The organism is Polyangium mundeleinium, assembly GCF_028369105.1.
Classification (GTDB): Bacteria; Myxococcota_A; Polyangia; order Polyangiales; family Polyangiaceae; genus Polyangium; species Polyangium mundeleinium.
The window spans coordinates 4,001,246-4,018,815 of record NZ_JAQNDO010000001.1 but is presented as its reverse complement, the minus strand read 5'-3'; the positions used below and the strand labels follow the sequence as shown (position 1 = coordinate 4,018,815).

Here is a 17,570-nt window from a genome sequence, read left to right as displayed (position 1 = left end):
CGAAGCGAACGACCCCACATGCCTCCTGTCAAGGTGTACGTTTCGTGCCTTCGGGCTTCTACTCGCGCCCCTGCGTGGTGTAGGCTGCCGCCGAGCGCCGCATGGCCACCTGTCCTACTTGCCTTGCCACCTACTCGGGCGACGTCGCCACCTGCCCCAGCGACGGCACGTCTCTCGTCCCGGACGACGCGATCCCGGCTGCAGCGCTCCAGCTCGAGCCCGGCCGGATCGTCGGGGAATACCGCATCGAACGCAAGATCGGCGAGGGCGGGTTCGGCGCGGTGTACGCCGCGGTCCACCCCGTCATCGGCAAATCCGCGGCGATCAAGATCCTGAACCCGCAATACTCGCACAACCCGGTGATGGTCTCGCGGTTCATCGCCGAGGCCCGCGCGGTCAATCAGATCCGCCACCGCGGCATCATCGACATCTTCTCGTTCGGCAAGCTCGACGACGGGCGGCAGTATTACATCATGGAGCTGCTCGAGGGCATGACCCTCGAAGCATACCTGCGCGAACGCGGCCGGCTCCGCCCCTCCGAGGCATTGCCCATCCTGCGGCAGATCGCCCGCGCCCTCGACGCGGCGCACGCCGCCGGCATCGCGCACCGTGATCTCAAGCCGGAAAACGTCTACCTGGTCTTCGACGAGGACCGCACGGTCTTCCCGAAGCTCCTCGATTTCGGCATCGCGAAGCTCCTCGGCGACTCGCAGAGCCACAAGACGCGCACCGGCACGCCCATGGGCACGCCGCTCTACATGTCGCCCGAGCAATGCCGCGGCAAGCAGGTCGATCACCGGACGGACATTTATTCGTTCGGCGTGATGACCCACGCGGTCCTCACGGGCCAGCCGCCGTTCCTGGGCGACGACGTGATGGACGTGCTCATGCAGCAGGTCCAGTCCCCCGCGCCGCCCTTGTCGTCGGTTTGTCCGGACCTCGGGACGATCCTCGACGCGCCCGTGCTCCGGATGCTCGCGAAGGATCCGGCCGAACGACCGGCCTCGGTGACGGGCGCGATCGACGCGGTCGTGGATGCTGCGCGCGCGGCGGGGATCGAAGTGCCCGCCGTCGCCACGCGCTCGAGCGAAAAACTCCCGCGCCTCGACGTACCGGCGGGCCTCACGCCCGCCGAGCAAGCCGTCTTCGGGCAAGCGACGACGATGATGCAGCCGGACGCGGCGCCGGCGACCACGAGCTCTTCCTCGTCCTCGGGGGAGCAGCCGAAGTCCACGCTGATGTCCACGCCGGACGCCACGCCGAGCCGCCGCTCCAATGTTCTCTTTGTGGCCCTCGGCGCGGCCCTCTTCGTCGCGGGGATCGTCGTGGCGACGCTTTATGCTTCGCGAGGCGGGCCGGACGCCGTGGCCGCGCACCCGCCGCCGCCTCCCCCGCCGCCGCCCACGCTCCCCGCGCTCCCCCCGGAGAAAACGGCCACGCCGGAGCCTACAGTCGTGCCGGACGTGCCGCTCGAAATCGAGCTCCGCGTGCAGGCGACCCCGGAGAACGTCGAAATCCACCTCGGCGAGCGCAAGCTCGGCGTCGCGCCCGGCCCCATCAAGATCCCGCGCGGCGATGCGCCGGTCGAGCTCACCTTCTCGGCGAAGGGCCATCAATCAAAAGCGGTCACCGTCGAGCCCAACCACAACCTCCTGATCCCGATCACGCTGGAGAAGGAGAAGGCGACCTCCCAGCCGCGGACGAGCGGAACGGCGAAGACGGTGAAGAATCGTGGGGACCTCGAGTACTAGCTTCCGGCGTCGCGCGGCGCTGAGCGGCCTCGCTGCATTCCTTGGGGCTGTGGCGGTCGCGAGCTGCGAGCCCCTCGACAACGTCGACAAGAACGTCTGTGGCAACCGCGTCTTCGAACCCGACACGGGCGAAGATTGTGATGGCAACCCGGAAACCGATCCCGTCGACACGGTTGACGCGGGGGACGCGGGGGACGCGGGGGACGCGGGGGACGCGGGGGCCACGGGCGCGAAGCGCAAGACCCGCTGCGGCTCGGCCTGCCGCTACGTCTGCAACCTCGCCGACGATCCGACCGTGGCGTGCCCGGCCGAGTTCGGCTGCGGGATTGACGGCACATGCCGCAAGCCCGGCGGGCTCTCCGCCTCTCCGCTTTCCATCGCAGGCGGCGGCGTGCGGCGCTTGCTTTCCGGCGATTTCGACGGCGACGGCCGGCAGGACGCCGTGGCGCTCGGCAACAGCTCGCTCGACATCCTGTTTTTTGAGACGAACGGCCTCATCGACCAATCGCTCAATGTGCCAAACGATCGACGTTTGCCTGGAATCGGCGATATCGACGGGGACGGCACCTCCGATCTCATCCTGAACCTCGGCGACGCGCTCGGCGTCCTGACGGGGCAGGACAACCGCACGCTCCTGCCGAGGAGTTATCCTTCGGGAGACGTGGACCTCGGCACGGTGCGGCTCTTGCCCCTCGGCCGGCTCGATAAGGACAATATGCTGCTCGCATTCATCACGAATGCGGGACAAACCACGCTCGAAGTGCGGGTCATCCGAGAAAGCGACGAAGCAGATTCCACGCCTCCCCCCAAGAAGGTCGGCTCCGCGATCTCGGGGACGCTCGCCGGCGACGTCGCCTTCGCCCCGGCGAAGACCCCCACCGCGTGCCCCCTCATCGCCTTCGCGCTCGCGGCCCCGACACCTGCGATGTACGTTCTCACGTGCCAGGCTCCGGAAAAGCTCGCCGAGGAGCCGACGTTCATCCCCATTTCGCTCCCCGCAGGCGCCTCCCTGTGGACCGGCGTCTTCTTCGCGGACGCCGACGGCGACGGCGACGACGATCTGCTCGTCGGGCTCGTGGATTCGACGAAGACCGAGGGCCTGCATCTCTACCGGAACGAGGGCAATGGTACGTTCCTCGCGCCCATGCCCGCGCCGACGTACCTCGAGCCGCTCAGCGTCTTCGATCCCGAGAGTTGCCTCGGGCGTACCCTCGGCGGCCCGCCCCTCGCCGTGGGTGACTTTGATGGCAATGGGGCGCTCGACGTGGTCGATGCTCGTGGAGTCCTCTACAACCCGTTCCAGCCCATTCCCGATGACACGTACACGCGGGATTGCATGAAGATCCCGGCAGGCGTGAAGTGGGGGCGCGCCGTGTTCGGAGACTTCAATGGCGACAAGCTTCCGGATCTCCTCGCGGCGCGCGAAAAGCAGACGCTCCTCGACGTGTGGAGTCGCGTCGAAGGGGGCGAACTCAAGACGTTCACGATTCCGGTGGAGGAGATCGTCGGCGAGTTCGCCGTTGGTGATTTCGACGGCGACTCCGTGGACGACGCCGTCCTCCGGCTCGTGCCGCCCGCCGCGCCGAATGGCCAGATGTTCTCGGGCCCGAGCGAACTCCTCATGCTCTTCGGCCGCCCGCTGGCCGTGCCCGAGGCCCCCCTCTCCCTCGGCGTCTTCGAGGGCCTCGAGCACATCGCCGCGGGCCGCGTGAAAGGGAAAAACGCCGTCGGTGCCCCCGATCAGCTCGACGATCTCGTGGTCCTCTCCGTGCGCACGTCGGACATGCCAGGCATGCCGGGCATGTCCTCGCCCACCAAGCATTTCACCATCGTCGAAGGAAACGTCGGCCGAAGGCTCCTCGCGCCGCTCACGATCAAGGGCACGTCGGTGCAGGAAATGGGGGATCCGGACATCGTCGATGCCGAGAAAGGACCGACGCAGATCGTGGTGTCGCGCTTCGGCGTCGAGGAATGCAAGGCGCCTACGCCGCCGGACGAGACCGAGGAGACCGTGACCCCATCGACGATCGTGGCGCGGACGGGAGACGAGGTCTGGATCGCGGGTTGCCGTCCGGATGGCTCGTCCCTGCGGATCCTCGAAGGCTTCAATACGGTGGACGACAGCATGCTGATCGCACCCCTGAATTACCACGAGGTCTACGACGCGGAGCACGACGCGCTCGCGCTCTTCATGCACGCCTCGGACGAAAGCCTGGGCCTCTGGGTCAACGATTACCGGGCCGGTCAGTTCGATAAGCTCCCGAACCCCATCCCCCCCGTAAAGCTCGACCTCGTCTTGCCGGACCCCGAGCCGTTCGACGTGCCGTCGCTCGTCGTCGACGTCGACGGCAATGGCCAGCGCGACGTTGTCGTCCTCGTGCAGAAGCGCGTGGCCCAGCCAAGCGGGAATCCGATCACGGTCCGGTCCACCGTCGCGATCTTCTGGAACGATGGCTCGGGCGCGGATCCCGTCAACGCGAATACAATGACCCTCGCCGCCGATCTGTCGGACGATTATTTCGGCCCCGACATGACGGCGAGCAACGAAGACACCGAGGGGCTGCGGGGGATCATCGACATCGCATTGCTGAACACCAATGCGACAGCGGACAGGGAGCTCGCGGTGCTCACGCGGAATGGACTCTACGTGTTCTCGTTCGACGCGAAGACCCGCAAGTTCGTCGTCCCCGCGAGATTGCCTGGACAACTGCCGCCGGCGCCGTTCTCCCGGCTCCTCGGCGGCCAAGCGCTGCTCGCGATCGACGCGAACAGCGACGGCGTCGACGATCTGCTGGTCGCCGAGGGCCAGAAGCTGCTCCTCTTCCTCGGCAAGGAGATCGCCCGATGAGGCGCCTCTTCGCGGCGCTCGTGGCGCTCGCGCTCGCGACCGGGGCGGGGCCTTCGCTCGCGGGCCCTGCGGACGTCGATTCCCCCGAGGCACGCGCCTACTTCGAAACCGGCGCGCGTGAATACGAGAAGGGCAATTACGCGAACGCCGTCCGCGCCTTCGAGCAGGCCTACGCGCTCACGACGCGCCCCGGCCTCCTCTTCTCCATCGCGCAGGCGTACCGCAAGCAATACGGCAACGACGGCAAGCCGCAGAACCTGCGCCAGGCCGTGGATTATTATCGCCGGTACCTGGCCACGGACACGACGGGCAAGCGCCGCGGCGAGGCCGACGCGGGCATCAAGGACATCGAGGAGATCCTCTCGCGTTTGCCCCCCGAGGTGCAGAGCACGCCCGCGCCCGAGGAGGCGCCCTCGACCCAGATCTCCATCACGACGCAGGTCGAGGACGCGACCATTTCGATCGACGGCGGCACGCCGCGGCCGCTCGAGGCGATCGACGTCACGCCGGGCAAACACAAGGTCCTGGTGCAGGCGCCCGGGTATTTCCCCGAGGAGCGCGAAGTGCCGGCCAAACAAGGCCAGATGACGGCGCTCGACGTGCCGCTGCGCGAGATGCCCGCGTTCGTCTCGGTCACGGGCCCGGCGGGCGCCTCGGTGACGGTGGACGGTTTGCCCAAGGGCGCCTTGCCGCTCCTCGCGCCGCTCCAGATCGAGGCGGGCGTCCGCACCCTCAGCGTGAGCCTGAACGGCTTCAACACGTTCACCACGGAGCTCGATCTCGGGCGCGGCAAATCGGAGGACGTGAAGGCCACGCTCGACCGCACGCGACAAAGGATTACCTCGTTCGTCCTCATCGGCGGTGCGGCGACCTCCGTCGCCGGGGGCATCGTCATGGCGTTCTTCGCGGCCGATGCGGGCTACGAGGCGAAGCTGCTCAACGACAAGCGCATCAAAGACACGATCTCCGATACGGAGCTCGACGAGTACCTGACCTATCGGGACGGGCAGACCGCACTTCGCAACGGCGCGACGGCGGCGCTGAACGTGGCCGCGGGCTTGGGGGCCCTCGCGTTCTTGTTGTATTACTTCGACGAACCCCGGCTCACCCCGCCGCGCAAAAAAGACGACAAGAAGCCCCAAGGCCCGAATCCCTCGCGTCTGCGCGAGATCGCGGTCGTGCCCGCCGTCGGCCCCGGCGTCGTGGGCCTCTCGTTCGGCGCGCGCTTCTGATTCGCCCGCCTACCGCCGTTTCCGCCGCATCACCGCCACCGCGACGAGCATCCCGATCACCGCGCCCATTCCTCCGAGGCTCCGGGCCGATCCCGGCGCCGCGGCGCACGTTCCGGGCTGGGTCACGTTTCCGTCCCCGCCCAGGTCCGGCACCGAGCCGGGCGGCTCGCTGCATTGCGAAAAGTCGAGCTTGCAATCCTCCGTGCAGGCGAGCTGCCCTTCCCCCGCGCCTGCCTCGGCGCAATCGTTCACCAGGAAAAGATCACCGTCGCACGTCTCGCCGGCTTCGAGCTTCCCGCTGCCGCAGACGGGCGGCGGATGGATGTCGGAGTCTCCCGGGTTGTACACGAACCCCTTCGGATTCGCGTCACCCTTCGTCCAGGTGCAATTCGGGTCGCCGAGCTCCTGCCCGTTCGTCCAGCCGTCCCGATCCGAATCGAGCGGGCAGAGCGCCGCCCAGTTCACGTTTTGCTCTTGCACGGGTACGGCGCCGACGAGATAAAGGCGTGCGTCACCGCCGAAATCCGTGTTGTAGTGGCCTTCGTGTCGCCGTGGCAGTTCAGGCAGCCGTATTTGGTGCCGTTCGGAATGTCGTTCACCCGGAATGGACGTGCCGATGCGGCCATGGCCGAGGTGAGCGAGGCGAGACCGAGGAGCAGACCCAAAGATCGCGAAGAGAACGTCATTCGCCGAGCCTAAGGACCGCAGCCCCGAGGCGTCAAGCACGCGGAGGTACGCAAGCTACGCCCGGAACGTGTTATAGCTACGCCCATGGTTCCCTGCCCTCGCCGCCCCGGTCTCGCGCGCTCGTCGGTCACCGCCGCCGTCCTCGCTGCGGCCTGCGTCACGCTCGGCCTTGCCGCCGCCTGCACCCCGACCGAGCCGCGAACGGGGCAATGGCAGCCAACCGATGGAACCTTCGGAGACACGCGGCCGGAGGGCACCACGAAGGCCACGTCGGAGCCCACGACGAAGCCGACCGCGAACAAGCCGCCGCCGCCTCCGCCTCCGCCCCCGCCGCCCCCGCCTCCGCCGCCTCCGCCGCCTCCGCCCCCGCCTCCGCCTCCGCCTCCGCCCCCGCCCCCGCCGCCCACCGCGACGATTGGCGTGACCGGTCCGAACTGCATCATCAAAGGCACGTCCCCGCTCGCGAAGGGCACGTTGCTTTACGACGCACCCGTGGGCGGCCGGATCCTTGCGAGCTTCCAGGGCGGCTACGTCCCCCTGTCGATGAGCGACATCCCGCCAGATCCGGCCATTCAGCGCTCGAAGATCACCACGCGCACGAACGAGCCTTCCTTCCGGCTCGAAGGGTACGTCGCGACGAATGTCATTCCGGTCTGGAGCGGCCGCGACATCCCGATCGTCTCGGGCAACGTGTGGATCGCGACCGCGCAGAAGCTCAAGATCACCGGGGCGAAGCTCGGGTTCGTCACGGTCGAGATGCCCATTGCCGGTACGAATGGCCAGAACGCCACCGTCAGCGCGCCTTGCGACGCGCTCGCCTTGCAACGCGGCACGCCCGTGCCCGTGGAGGTGCCCGGCAATGGCCGCGGCTACCTCGCCAAGGGCCAGGACATCGACATCCTCGACGGCCCCGCCGGCAACGTCGTCTACACGCTCCGCATGAACGTCGCCGACATCAAGCTCTTCTGGAGCACCGAGACGAGCGGAGCGTTCGTCCACGGAAAGCTCCGCTCCGATCTCGCGATCGACGGGTGGATGCGCGGATCGGATCTCACGGCCTTACCGAAGGGTGAGATGATGGATCAATACATTCCCCCCGAGACGAGCGTCGCGGGCGCGCAGCTCGTCATGGATCCGCCGCCCCGCGTCGCCCGGGCCTCGAAGGACATCCCGATTCGCTTCCGGCGCGACGAAAAAGAAAGGCCGATCGGCGTCATCGAGGCCGGCGCCGAGCTCCTCGTGCTGGAGACCATCGCCGGCTGGACGAACGTGCTGCCGAAATCGGTGTTTGCCCTGCCCGACGAGAGCGGCGGCTTCTGGATCCCGGCCAGCGAGACGCCGCGCTGATCACTCCGCCACGACCTCCACCGTCGCCCCGGCCTCCTCCAGCAATCGCCGATACCACGCCGCGGCCTCTCGTGCGCGGCCAGGCAACGCGCGCGTGCCCCACAGCACGCTCAACGTGCGCCGCGTCCCCGCGTGGGTCTTCGTGCGCTGCGCGTCCTTCACCCCGTTCGCCGACGGCCCCTCCGCGTCGAACAGGCAAAGCAGCCCGCCGAGATCGATCTCCTGCCCCGAGGCATTAAAAACATATTTCTCGCCCGGCTTCGCGATCCCGAGCCGGAACGGCGGCGTCGCGCGGTCGAGGTCGATCACGCTGATGGGCAGGCCGCTGTGCAGTGAGACCGCGTTGCACGTATCCACGGCCGTGTTGATCGATCCGAGCGTGCCCTCGGTCACCGCGCGGACGAGGTACTCGGACGAGGGCTTGCCCCGCCCCGTCGGCTTGTACCCGCCATGCCGCAAGAGATCCCGCACGGCCGCGCGGACCGCCTCGTCGGCCGCGAACGGCGCCGCGGCGCCCGGCATGAGCAGCGCGCGGACGCTCGCGGGGACGGCGATTTCGCCGAGCGGCGCGGGAAACGTGGTCGTGAAAGCGGCGGCCTCGAGCAGCGGGTGGGGATCGATCGTCAACATGGGAGGCGCATCCTAGCCCGGCGCGGCCCGCTTGACACGGGGGGGCCGCCGCGTGCCTCATGGCCCCTGAAAACGACCGAGGAGGCACGATGAAGATCCCCGCGAAGGGTCTCGGAACGGACGAGCTGTTCGGAAAACTCACCGCGTTCCGCGCCCACGACATGCCCTGGCGCGACGGACGCACCTTCGCGTACGTCTACGATGCCGGGCCCGAGGCCGAGGCCGTCATTCACCGTGCGTACACCCTGTACCTCGGGGAAAACGCGCTCGATCCGACGGTCTTTCCGAGCACGCTCGTGCTCGAAAACGACGTCGTCTCCATGGCCGCCGCGCACCTCGGCGGCGACGACGAGGTCGCGGGCTCGTTCACGAGCGGCGGCACCGAGAGCATCCTGCTCGCGGTGAAGACCGCGCGTGACCACGCCCGCGAGGCGCGCGGCATTCGCGAGCCCGAGATCATCGTCCCCGAGACGGCGCACGCCGCGTTTCACAAGGCCGCCCATTACCTCGACGTGAAGCTCGTCTCCGTGCCCGTCGATCGCTCGACCTTCAAGGCCGACGTCGCGGCCATGCGCGAGGCCATCGGCCCGAGCACGATCCTGCTCGTTGGATCGGCCGTCTCCTACGCCCACGGCGTCGTCGATCCGATAAACGAGCTCGGCGCGCTCGCGCTCGAAAAGAACCTCCTCCTCCACGTCGACGCGTGCATCGGCGGGTTTCTCCTGCCCTACTTCCGGCGGCTCGGCGCCCCTGTCGCCGATTTCGACTTCCGGGTCCCGGGCGTCACCAGCATCTCCATGGACTTCCACAAGTATGCCTTCGCCGCGAAGGGCGCGTCCGTGATCCTCCACAAGACGAAGGATCTCCGGCGCCACCAGTTTTATGCCTGCGCGGGCTGGTCGGGTTACACCGTGATCAACTCGACCGTGCAGAGCACGAAATCGGCCGGGCCGCTCGCCGCCTGCTGGGCCGTGCTCCACCACTTCGGCGACGCCGGCTACCTCGAAATCGCACACCGCATGCTGGCCGCGACGCGCAAGATCGTCGACGGGATCGCGGAGATCCCGGGCCTCCGGCTCCTCGCGCGGCCCGAGATGAACCTCGTCGCCTTCACGTCCGACGAGGTCAGCGTCTTTCACGTCATCGACGAGATGAAGGCCCGCGGCTGGTTCGTCCAGCCGCAGCTCGGCTTTGGTTCGTCGAAAGAGAACATTCACCTCTCGCTCAACCCGAAGGCGCTCGGGCTCGCCGACGAGCTGCTCCGGGATCTGCGCGCCTGCGTGGCGACCGCCCGGACGCTCCCGCCGCCCGGCGGGGATCTCTCGGCGCTCCGCGGCGCACTCGCCTCGCTCGACCTCACGAAGCTCGATCCGGCGGTGCTCGGCGGCATCCTGCGCGAGGCGATGGCGGCCACGGGCGTGGCCGGCGCGAACCTGCCCGATCGCATGGCCGCGGTGAGCGAGGTCCTGAACCACCTGCCGCCCCCGCTGCGCGAGCGGCTGCTCGTCGAATACATGAACGGCCTCTTCCAGACCCGCGTGGACGGCCCCTGATCCTTCGCCGCGCCTGGAAATCCCGAACAACGCCCCGCCGGTGAACCCCGTCGTTCCCCGATTGCGACGACCGAGCGCCTCCCCCACGAAGCGGGCATGCAGCAGATGCTCCGCCGCCTCGGCCTCCTCGCAGGGCTCGCCGCTGCCGCCTCGGGGTGCGGCCGGGACGAACAGGCCCTCGCCGCCCTCCGTCCCGTCGCCACGCAGAGGCGCCTCGCGCTCCCGATCGAAGTCTACACGCTGAACATCCCGGACGATTTGCCCGGATTCGCCGTGCCCGGCCCGAACGGCGCGAAGCCGAAAATGCTCTTTTTGCACGGAATGTGCTCGGCCGGCGTCGGGGACGTACAGGCCTTCCAGTTCGCGGCGAGCGAGCACGGGGGCATCCTCGCGGTCCGCGGCGACACGCCCTGCGACGGCGGCGGCCTCCTGCGCAAACATTCGCTCGACCTCGACAAACTCGACGCCCGCATCCGGGCCGCGTTCGAGGTGAGCGGCGGCGTGGCGAAGGATCTCGTGCTGGTCGGCCACTCGCAGGGCGCATTCCTCGGCGAGCGGCTCGCCGAGCAATGGCCCGAGCGGTATTCGCGGCTCATCTTGATCGGCGCGCCCACGGAGCCCTCCGCGGCGCGGCTCCGGCACGTGCGCGGCGCGGTCATGGTGAGCGGCCAGTACGACGTGACGACGCGCATGAAGCAGGCCGCCGCGGAACTCCAGGCTGCCGGGATTCCTTCCACGTACCTCGAAATGCCGGGCGCCAAGCACGGGCAGATGGGCGACGCCGAGCGGGTCTTCGGACAGGCGTTCGCCTGGCTCGAAAAGAACGCGCTTCCTCGCCGGCCCTAGAGCGCCGACCCGTTCGGCGCTCTGCGAGATCGCGAAGCGAGCTCGCCTCGGGGGGTGAATCGGCCGGGCTTTGCCCGGACGAGAGGGGGACGCGAGGCGTCCCCCTCGGGACGAAAGAAGCCTAGAACGTCGAGCGGTTGTCAAACCGCTCGATGTTCTAGGCGTAGATGAAACGCCGGGATCCGGGGTATCCTCGGGCCATGGCTTCGAAGAACCTGCTCGCCTTCGTGCTCGCTGCGTCCGGCGCCCTCCTCGCCCCTGCCTGTTACCTGACCTCGTCGTTCGACGGCCTGACCGGCGCTCCGGAGGGGGAAACGGCGAGCGCGTCGAGCGCCGGCAGCGGCATGGGCGGCGTCGGGGGCACGGGCGGCGACGGGGGCGCCGGGGGCACGGGCGGCGACGGGGGCGCGGGCGGCAGCGTCAACGCACCGGCGACGGGGATCCTCGACAAGTTTGACCGCGCCGACGGTGTGCCTGGAAGCTTGTGGAAGCTCCGGTACCCGGGGGCGTACACGATTGACGGCGAGCGGCTCCAGACGGTCGGGATGCATCCCGACGCGGCGTTATGGGATGAGGTCTTCGGTCCTCGCCAGGAGGCGTACGTCACGATCGAGTCGATGGACGGGGACGAGACGGAGATCGAGCTCGTCATGCGCAACCAGGGGGACCCGAGCGAATGCGAGTCGGTCGTCGTGAGCTGGAACCGCTTCAATGCATTTCCCGCGGTCCACGTCGCGTATTGCACGAACGGGGAGTGGACCACGGTGGACGAGCCGATCCCATCCGTGCTCGTGGAAGGCGACACGATATGGGCGCGTGGCTTCGAGGATGGCCACATCGAGGCGTACGTGAACGGTAAGCTCGTCGGGACGTGGGACGTCTCGGAGGCGCCGATGGGGAAATCGGGCGGCCGGATCGGCGTGTACACCTATGGCATTCCGGACAAGGTCCGCTTCGAGGATTTCGGCGGCGGCTCTTTCTGAGCGCGCTCAGAACGTGCCGACGAGCATCGCCGCGCCGCCGCCCGGCAGGGGCGCGACGACGGGGATCACGGCCGCGCGCGCGGCGGCCGCCGGCTTCTTTTCATCGCCGCCGCTCGTGAAAAACAGCGCCGTCGCCACGCCGAGCGAGACGACCCCCACGCCGAGCGACACGTCCGCGAGGAGCAGCTTGGTCTTCACGGCGTCGACGTCCGCCTCGGCGCAGCTCTGCGTCCGGCCACAGCCGTCCCGGAGCCCCGCGAGATCGGCCTTTCCCGTGATCCCGAGATAAGCAAACGCCCCGAGCGACACGACCCCGAGCCCGCCGAGCACGTACGAGGCCACGCGTTTCCCCGACGTGCCCGACGCCGCGGGTTTGTCCGGGCCCCCGTCCGGCGACGCTTGCTCCGCCGCGCCCTTCGCCTCCAGATCCACGGTGATCACGCGATTCTTCTCGCCGACGCGCACGACGACTTGCCGCTCGACCGGCGCGGCGTTCGGCGCGACGAACCGCAGCGTGTGCGGGCCGGGGTTCACCGCGATGGGCTGGCCGTCGAGCGTCTTCGTGAGGACGGTGCCGTCGAGCGTCACCTCGGCCGAAACGACGTCGTTGCCCTGCGCGTCGCGCAGGCCGGGCACGATCGTCGGCAGGCTCGACTCGACGCGCGGGAGCATGGTGGCGCATTCGTCGCGCACGACGGCGGGGCAGGCCTGATCGCTGCACGAGACGAATTTCCCGCGCGCCTCGACCAGGCGGCCGGCTTTTTCGAGCTCCTGCCCCTCCTCGAACGCGGCCGCGCACTGGGCCTTGCGCGCCGGATCGGGCGGGGCGGCGTGCGATGGCGGGGCGGAGAGCGCCGCGAGCGCGAAGAAGGCGGCGGGGAGGACGCGCGGTGCGGAGAGGGATCTCGACATGGGCATGGGCAAGGCGGGGGCGCAGAACGAAGGAACAACAGCTTGCGTGGGGCGTCAACCGCGGGCGGCATGCTCTGCGCCGCAGGATCGCTCGCACCACGCCGACGAGTTGCCTTGTCAGAAGCAAGCGACATCACATCGTGGCGCTGCGCGGACCTCGGATCGGACCTCGGAGGTTGCCTTGGAGCTCGGCGCGGACCTCGGAGCCGACCTCGGAGGTTGCCTTCACGCTCTGCGCAGACCTCGAGCCGACCTCGGCGGTTGCCTTCGAGCTCGGCGCGGACCTCGGAGCCCAGCCCGGAGGTTCCTTCGAGCTCGGCGCGGACCTCGACTCCTACCTCCGAGGTTGCCTTCGAGCTCGGCGCGGACCTCGGAGCCGACCTCGGAGTTGCCTTCACGCTCTGCGCAGACCTCGACTCCTACCTCCGAGGTTGCCTTGGAGCTCGGCGCGGCCTGTGCAACCGGAAGCAAGGCTCGCTTCCGATCTTTGCCAAGGTCCTTGCGTCACGCGGCGGCAGGGAGAATCGTTGGCCAGCTCGTAGTTTCGTGCAGAATGGACCTCCCGCGCCTGGGCGCGGAACGAGCCGTTCGTGAACGAACCGACGAGAGGACCGATGAATTCAACCGACGAGACGCCACGCACTCCGCTCGCGTGCATCGACGGCGAACCCTTCGTGTTTGCGGACGTTTCACCCATCCCCGGCCGCTCGCCGCGTCTCGGTCTCCCGCTGGCCAGCGAGGGCCCCGCGATCGATCAATACTCGTCGCAGCACGCGCCGCAGGGGCTCATCGCGTATCGTCTGCGTCGGGGGGACGTGGCGGTCCTCGAGGACGTGACGCGCGCCCTCTCGCGTGCGCCTGCAGCGGAAGGCAGCGATGCCGGCACGGTCTATGGGTATCGCGTGCGCGCTTTGTTTTGCGACGATTCGATCGGGCCGAAGGTCGTCTCTTGGCTGCAGAGCTGCCTTGCCGACGCGTCCATTCCCCGCGCGGCGCGCGCGGCGCTGGCTCGAACGATCGCCTCCGATCCGCGATGCGCTTCGCCCACGCTCGACGCACTCTTCGTGTCGGCCGTCGTCGACGACGAAGCACGAGAGATGTATGCTGCGCTGCGCAGTGCGGGGCAAGGCGCACGCACCGAGCCCTCCGAGCCGGAGCCCGACGATGCGCGGCGCGCGCTGCTCGCGAATCCGTTCCTCGCGGTGCGTGAGCTGAGGGATGGCGCGCGCGAGGTGCTCGCGGCTCACCCCGAGCTTCGCGGGGACGTGCTCGCCGCTCTCACGGTCGCGGTCACGGACGAGACCGAGCAGCACGACGTCCGCTTTCACGCGCTCGAGCAGCTCGCGGAGCTCGATCGCGCGTACGCGGTCGCCATCGCCGAGATGGTGGAGGACCCCGGAATGGCCCCGCTGGTCGCGCCGCTCGTGAAGTTTCCGGAGCCCGGCGCGCTTGCGCGCTACGCGCACGACGTCGGGCTTCTCCCCGAGCTCACCGACGGGGAGCTTCGTGCGGTCACGATCGCTAGCGTCCTCGGGTCGCGTACGGCCCTTTTCGCGAAGGAGACCGACGCGTACCCGAATCACTACGACGACGTGCTCACTCGCCTGGCGCGACTCGTGTCGCCGGTGCTCGACGACGTCCTCTTCGAGGAGGTGCCACACCATGAGTTCTTCGATGATGTGTCCGACAAGGACGAGGACGAGGACGAGGACGCGTATCGGCCGGTGAACGACTCCGATCAGTTGCGCGATGTGTACAGGCTGCGCGCGTTCTTGCCGGATTGCGCCTACGAGATCGTCGCCGGCGACACCACGGATTGGATCGCGGTGGAGCCGGTGCTGGCCCTCCTGAACACGCTGTGCGAGGCGCGCGGGTCGGACCTCCGCTTCGTCGAGCTTCCGACCGGCTCGCAAGACGCGTGCGTGCTCGCGGCGCCAGCGCGGGCCATTCAGACCGCCGTCGACGACGGCGTCCTCGTCGTGATATGGCCGAGCTAAGAGGGGAGAGGGGGACGAAGTTCGTGACGGCGCCGCGCGACGCAAGCGGTCCGCGCGACGAAGACCGGCCTGCCGCCGGGCGTGATCACCGTGCTGGAGAGATCGCCCGCGGGCGAGTGAACCTGTCGTTCCTCGCTCCCAGACATCCTCCACGACGAATTTCGACCCTCGCGCGTGCACGATTGGCGTTGCGGTGGAACATTCTCCGCGTGGCCACCTCAAAAGAAAAAATGCAGAGCTGGGCGATGCGAATGATCGAAGAGGCTCGCCCGCCGTCGCCGGCGATCACTGCCATCGACGACTTGCTCGCGTTACGCGGCTTCTTCGACGGGCACCGGACGCTCTTGTTCGGCATGAAGACGACGCCCGACGCGTTCGAAGAGCCGAGCGCGCTCGTCGAGGAGGCGCGCGACGCGCTTCGCGAATGGTTCGATCACTTCGCCGAGATTGGCGATGCGAAAGAGCAGGCACGGCTCTACCACCGACTCGAGCACCTGATCGACCTCCCCGAGCCCGAGCTCGTACGCCAAGAACGCGCGGCCAACGAGGCGCACGAATCCGCGAAGCGCGACGCATTGAGCGTGCTGCCACGACCGCTCGATGCGGTCGCCGCGGTCTCTCCGTCGCTCGCGGCCGCGCTGCAGAACCCCCAGGGCGTACGTTCCGAGGACTTCTTCGCCGGGTACGGGAAAGCGCTGACGCCCAAGGGCAACACGTCGCTCGACATGTCGAACTTCGATTGGCTGAGCGCCGATCCCGACTGGGACGATCTCGTCGGCTCCCGATTCGACGCGCCGTTTTTCCCCATCGCCGGATTGGATGGCGACTACGTCGGCGTGCTCGTCTTCCTCGAGGCTCCGGACGACGACGCCGTCGTCCTCTACTTCTCGCACGAAGAGGGTTTCTTCTTCATGGCCGAGAGCCTTCAGCACTGGAATGCGATGTGCGACGCGGCCTCGGTCGGCGGTCGTGGCGTGAAGAAGCAGGTCGACCGCGCTCGCGGCCGCGGACCGCGTTGGAAGATCGACGGCGCACTTCCGCCGAACGCCTACGGCGATGCGCTCGCGCGGGCAGAGGCGATCCTCGAACGCCTCCGCCGTGGCAGCTGAAGGCGCGAACGCTTGTACAAGGGGTCTTCCGTCTGCGGCTTCGACGTCGTCGATACTCAGGGCAGCTCGATGCCGAGCTTCTCCTCGAGGAAGGCGGAGAGCGCGGCCTGATCGGGCGCCGAGAGCGACGAGAACGTCGCGAGGTGGTTGCCGCTCGTGACGGTGAAACGGAGGTTGCCGCTCATCGCCGCCGGGGTGACGGCGCCGGCGGCCCACGGGTCCTGGTCGGAGTAGACGAAGGCGACGCCGTTGCCGAGGCGGGCAAACTCCTCGAGCGCGCTGTTCTCGGCGGCGTCGAACATCGGCGCGGTCACGCCCTCGGGCACGAGCCCGCGCTCCATGTCGACGAGGTCTTCGGGGATGAGGCCCTCCGCGACGAGCGCGGCGCGCGGCAGGGCGGGCCAGCCGCCGCTCTGCTGCACCTCGTAGAAATACGCGCCGAAGAACGACAGGTACCCGTCGGACATCGGGTAGGTGCCGAAGATGCTGGTGACGCCGAAGAACGCCGACGTCAGGTCCTCCGCCGTCGCCGTCGCCGGATCCGGCAGATCGGTGCAGTCGTCGGGGGTGCCGAAGTACTGCCAGAACAGCCACGGGTAGGAGAGCGCGGCGGCCTCGAAGGCGCGCGCGGGCTCGACGCGGGTAAAGGTGTCGCCGAGCTCGTCGGCGGCGAGCGCCTGCACCGCGGGCTCGACGGCCGGGCGTTGTGCGCCGAGCACGGCGCGCTGGATGGCCTCGAGGCGGTCCTGGCAGGTGGCGTCGACGGTGTCGAAGAACGAAAGGAAACGCGCGTCCTCGGGCCCCATGAACGGGGCGCCGAAGGCGACGGTGGCGTCGACGTCATCGGGGTAATGCCGGCGGAAGCTCACCATGTCGACGCCGCCGTTGCTGAAGCCCGAGCTGATCCACGCGCTCGTGTACAGGTCGTGCAGGCGCACCACGACGTCGTGGGCGTCGTCGGCGACCTGCTTGCGCGTGAAGTGGGAGAAGTCGTCGCCGTTGCCGTTGTGGAAGCGCTTGTCCAGAACGAGCTGATTGCCCTTGAGAAGCGTCGTCAACTCGTCCTGATCGAACCCGAGGTAATTGCTGTATCCCGTGGAGATCAGGTTCATCGGCAGGTCGAACCCGCGATGGATGAGCGTGAGGTACTGCTCGTGGGTGCCCGACGTCGCGTCCTCGTGATCATTCACCTGCAGGAGCGTGAGGTCGTAGAGCTCGGCGCCGTCGTCGGTGGTGCCGGCCGGTTTGACGAGGAAGCCGGCCGCCTCGAGCGCCGCGGTCACGCTGATGCACGACTGCGCTTTGCCGTCGGCGCCTACGCAGGCGTTGCAGGCGGGGTTGTCGACGCCGGTGCCCGGGTCGGCCGAGCCGGCGCCGTTGCAGTCCGGATCGGGCGCGCCGCAGCCGCAGTCGCAGCCGTCGGAGCCGTTGAAGCGCTGGGCGTCGCAGGTCCACTCCGGCGGCGGCGGCACGGGGGCGTCGTCGGGGCAGCCGGCAGCGAAGGGGAGAAGAAGCAGCGGAACAAGCCGTACAAGCGATTTCATGGGGATGTGTCCTTCGGTGGGGAGTAAGGAAACAAGGATCTCCACCCCGCGCGCACGCGGCGGGATGAGAGACGCAAGGAGGACAGCGACGGCAGGCAGCCCCGATCTCCAGGAGCCCTCAGAAAACGGGG

At 68.5% G+C, this 17,570-nt stretch carries 14 protein-coding genes; 9 read left to right on the top strand and 5 right to left on the bottom strand.

Features of this window, described 5'->3' with window-relative positions; genetic code table 11:
* Positions 1 to 101: 101 nt before the first annotated feature.
* Genes POL67_RS16115 through POL67_RS16105 form a run of 3 tightly spaced genes read left to right on the top strand, consistent with a single transcriptional unit; the run spans position 102 to position 5,831 of the window.
* Positions 102 to 1,751, top strand: coding sequence for a serine/threonine-protein kinase (locus tag POL67_RS16115; RefSeq protein ID WP_271918245.1), 1,650 nt, complete (start codon positions 102 to 104; stop codon positions 1,749 to 1,751).
* 49 nt (positions 1,752 to 1,800) lie between these two features.
* Positions 1,801 to 4,599 (top strand): FG-GAP repeat domain-containing protein, encoded by a 2,799-nt coding sequence (locus POL67_RS16110; protein WP_271918244.1) that lies wholly within the window; start codon positions 1,801 to 1,803, stop codon positions 4,597 to 4,599.
* Entirely contained in the window at positions 4,596 to 5,831 is a 1,236-nt protein-coding gene (locus POL67_RS16105; RefSeq protein ID WP_271918243.1) for a PEGA domain-containing protein, read from the top strand. Before POL67_RS16110 ends, POL67_RS16105 begins: the two co-directional genes overlap by 4 nt.
* A 9-nt stretch (positions 5,832 to 5,840) precedes the next feature.
* Here the strand turns inward: POL67_RS16105 and POL67_RS16100 are convergent, their stop codons facing one another.
* The gene (locus POL67_RS16100) at positions 5,841 to 6,311 is read right to left on the bottom strand and encodes a hypothetical protein (protein WP_271918242.1); all 471 of its coding nucleotides are present in this window, start codon (positions 6,309 to 6,311) and stop codon (positions 5,841 to 5,843) included.
* A complete protein-coding gene (locus tag POL67_RS16095) occupies positions 6,293 to 6,517 on the bottom strand; it encodes a hypothetical protein (protein ID WP_271918241.1) in 225 nt (74 codons plus the stop codon). Before POL67_RS16095 ends, POL67_RS16100 begins: the two co-directional genes overlap by 19 nt.
* 85 nt (positions 6,518 to 6,602) lie before the next feature.
* Between POL67_RS16095 and POL67_RS16090 the strand changes: the two genes are divergently transcribed.
* Positions 6,603 to 7,865, top strand: coding sequence for a hypothetical protein (locus POL67_RS16090; protein WP_271918240.1), 1,263 nt, complete (start codon positions 6,603 to 6,605; stop codon positions 7,863 to 7,865).
* On the opposite strand, the gene POL67_RS16085 is transcribed toward POL67_RS16090, so the two are convergent.
* Complete coding sequence (locus tag POL67_RS16085) at positions 7,866 to 8,495, bottom strand: phenylalanine--tRNA ligase beta subunit-related protein (RefSeq protein WP_271918239.1); 630 nt, start codon at positions 8,493 to 8,495, stop codon at positions 7,866 to 7,868.
* An 89-nt stretch (positions 8,496 to 8,584) separates the two neighbouring features.
* On the opposite strand from POL67_RS16085, the gene POL67_RS16080 reads away from it, so the two are divergent.
* The 3 genes from POL67_RS16080 to POL67_RS16070 all read left to right on the top strand — a co-directional run bounded on the left by POL67_RS16080 (position 8,585) and on the right by POL67_RS16070 (position 11,877).
* Entirely contained in the window at positions 8,585 to 10,048 is a 1,464-nt protein-coding gene (locus POL67_RS16080; RefSeq protein WP_271918238.1) for a pyridoxal phosphate-dependent decarboxylase family protein, read from the top strand.
* A gap of 96 nt (positions 10,049 to 10,144) precedes the next feature.
* Positions 10,145 to 10,894 (top strand): alpha/beta hydrolase, encoded by a 750-nt coding sequence (locus POL67_RS16075; RefSeq protein ID WP_271918237.1) that lies wholly within the window; start codon positions 10,145 to 10,147, stop codon positions 10,892 to 10,894.
* Positions 10,895 to 11,094: 200 nt separating this feature from the next.
* Positions 11,095 to 11,877, top strand: a complete 783-nt coding sequence (locus POL67_RS16070; protein ID WP_271918236.1) for a hypothetical protein — start codon at positions 11,095 to 11,097, stop codon at positions 11,875 to 11,877.
* Positions 11,878 to 11,883: 6 nt separating this feature from the next.
* Here the strand turns inward: POL67_RS16070 and POL67_RS16065 are convergent, their stop codons facing one another.
* The gene (locus POL67_RS16065; protein ID WP_271918235.1) at positions 11,884 to 12,789 is read right to left on the bottom strand and encodes a hypothetical protein; all 906 of its coding nucleotides are present in this window, start codon (positions 12,787 to 12,789) and stop codon (positions 11,884 to 11,886) included.
* A 614-nt stretch (positions 12,790 to 13,403) separates the two neighbouring features.
* On the opposite strand from POL67_RS16065, the gene POL67_RS16060 reads away from it, so the two are divergent.
* Complete coding sequence (locus tag POL67_RS16060; RefSeq protein WP_271918234.1) at positions 13,404 to 14,786, top strand: hypothetical protein; 1,383 nt, start codon at positions 13,404 to 13,406, stop codon at positions 14,784 to 14,786.
* A 209-nt stretch (positions 14,787 to 14,995) separates the two neighbouring features.
* The gene (locus POL67_RS16055; protein ID WP_271918233.1) at positions 14,996 to 15,895 is read left to right on the top strand and encodes a hypothetical protein; all 900 of its coding nucleotides are present in this window, start codon (positions 14,996 to 14,998) and stop codon (positions 15,893 to 15,895) included.
* Between the two features lie 56 nt (positions 15,896 to 15,951).
* On the opposite strand, the gene POL67_RS16050 is transcribed toward POL67_RS16055, so the two are convergent.
* Entirely contained in the window at positions 15,952 to 17,439 is a 1,488-nt protein-coding gene (locus tag POL67_RS16050) for a serine protease (RefSeq protein ID WP_271918232.1), read from the bottom strand.
* Between the last annotated feature and the right edge of the window lie 131 nt (positions 17,440 to 17,570).

Coding starts and splice junctions, on each gene's coding strand:
- POL67_RS16060 (WP_271918234.1), top strand. CDS start 13,404: ATGAATTCAACCGACGAGACGCCACGCACTCCGCTCGCGTGCATCGAC.
- POL67_RS16085 (WP_271918239.1), bottom strand. CDS start 8,495: ATGTTGACGATCGATCCCCACCCGCTGCTCGAGGCCGCCGCTTTCACG.
- POL67_RS16065 (WP_271918235.1), bottom strand. CDS start 12,789: ATGTCGAGATCCCTCTCCGCACCGCGCGTCCTCCCCGCCGCCTTCTTC.
- POL67_RS16115 (WP_271918245.1), top strand. CDS start 102: ATGGCCACCTGTCCTACTTGCCTTGCCACCTACTCGGGCGACGTCGCC.
- POL67_RS16070 (WP_271918236.1), top strand. CDS start 11,095: ATGGCTTCGAAGAACCTGCTCGCCTTCGTGCTCGCTGCGTCCGGCGCC.
- POL67_RS16095 (WP_271918241.1), bottom strand. CDS start 6,517: ATGACGTTCTCTTCGCGATCTTTGGGTCTGCTCCTCGGTCTCGCCTCG.
- POL67_RS16090 (WP_271918240.1), top strand. CDS start 6,603: ATGGTTCCCTGCCCTCGCCGCCCCGGTCTCGCGCGCTCGTCGGTCACC.
- POL67_RS16105 (WP_271918243.1), top strand. CDS start 4,596: ATGAGGCGCCTCTTCGCGGCGCTCGTGGCGCTCGCGCTCGCGACCGGG.
- POL67_RS16050 (WP_271918232.1), bottom strand. CDS start 17,439: ATGAAATCGCTTGTACGGCTTGTTCCGCTGCTTCTTCTCCCCTTCGCT.
- POL67_RS16075 (WP_271918237.1), top strand. CDS start 10,145: ATGCAGCAGATGCTCCGCCGCCTCGGCCTCCTCGCAGGGCTCGCCGCT.
- POL67_RS16080 (WP_271918238.1), top strand. CDS start 8,585: ATGAAGATCCCCGCGAAGGGTCTCGGAACGGACGAGCTGTTCGGAAAA.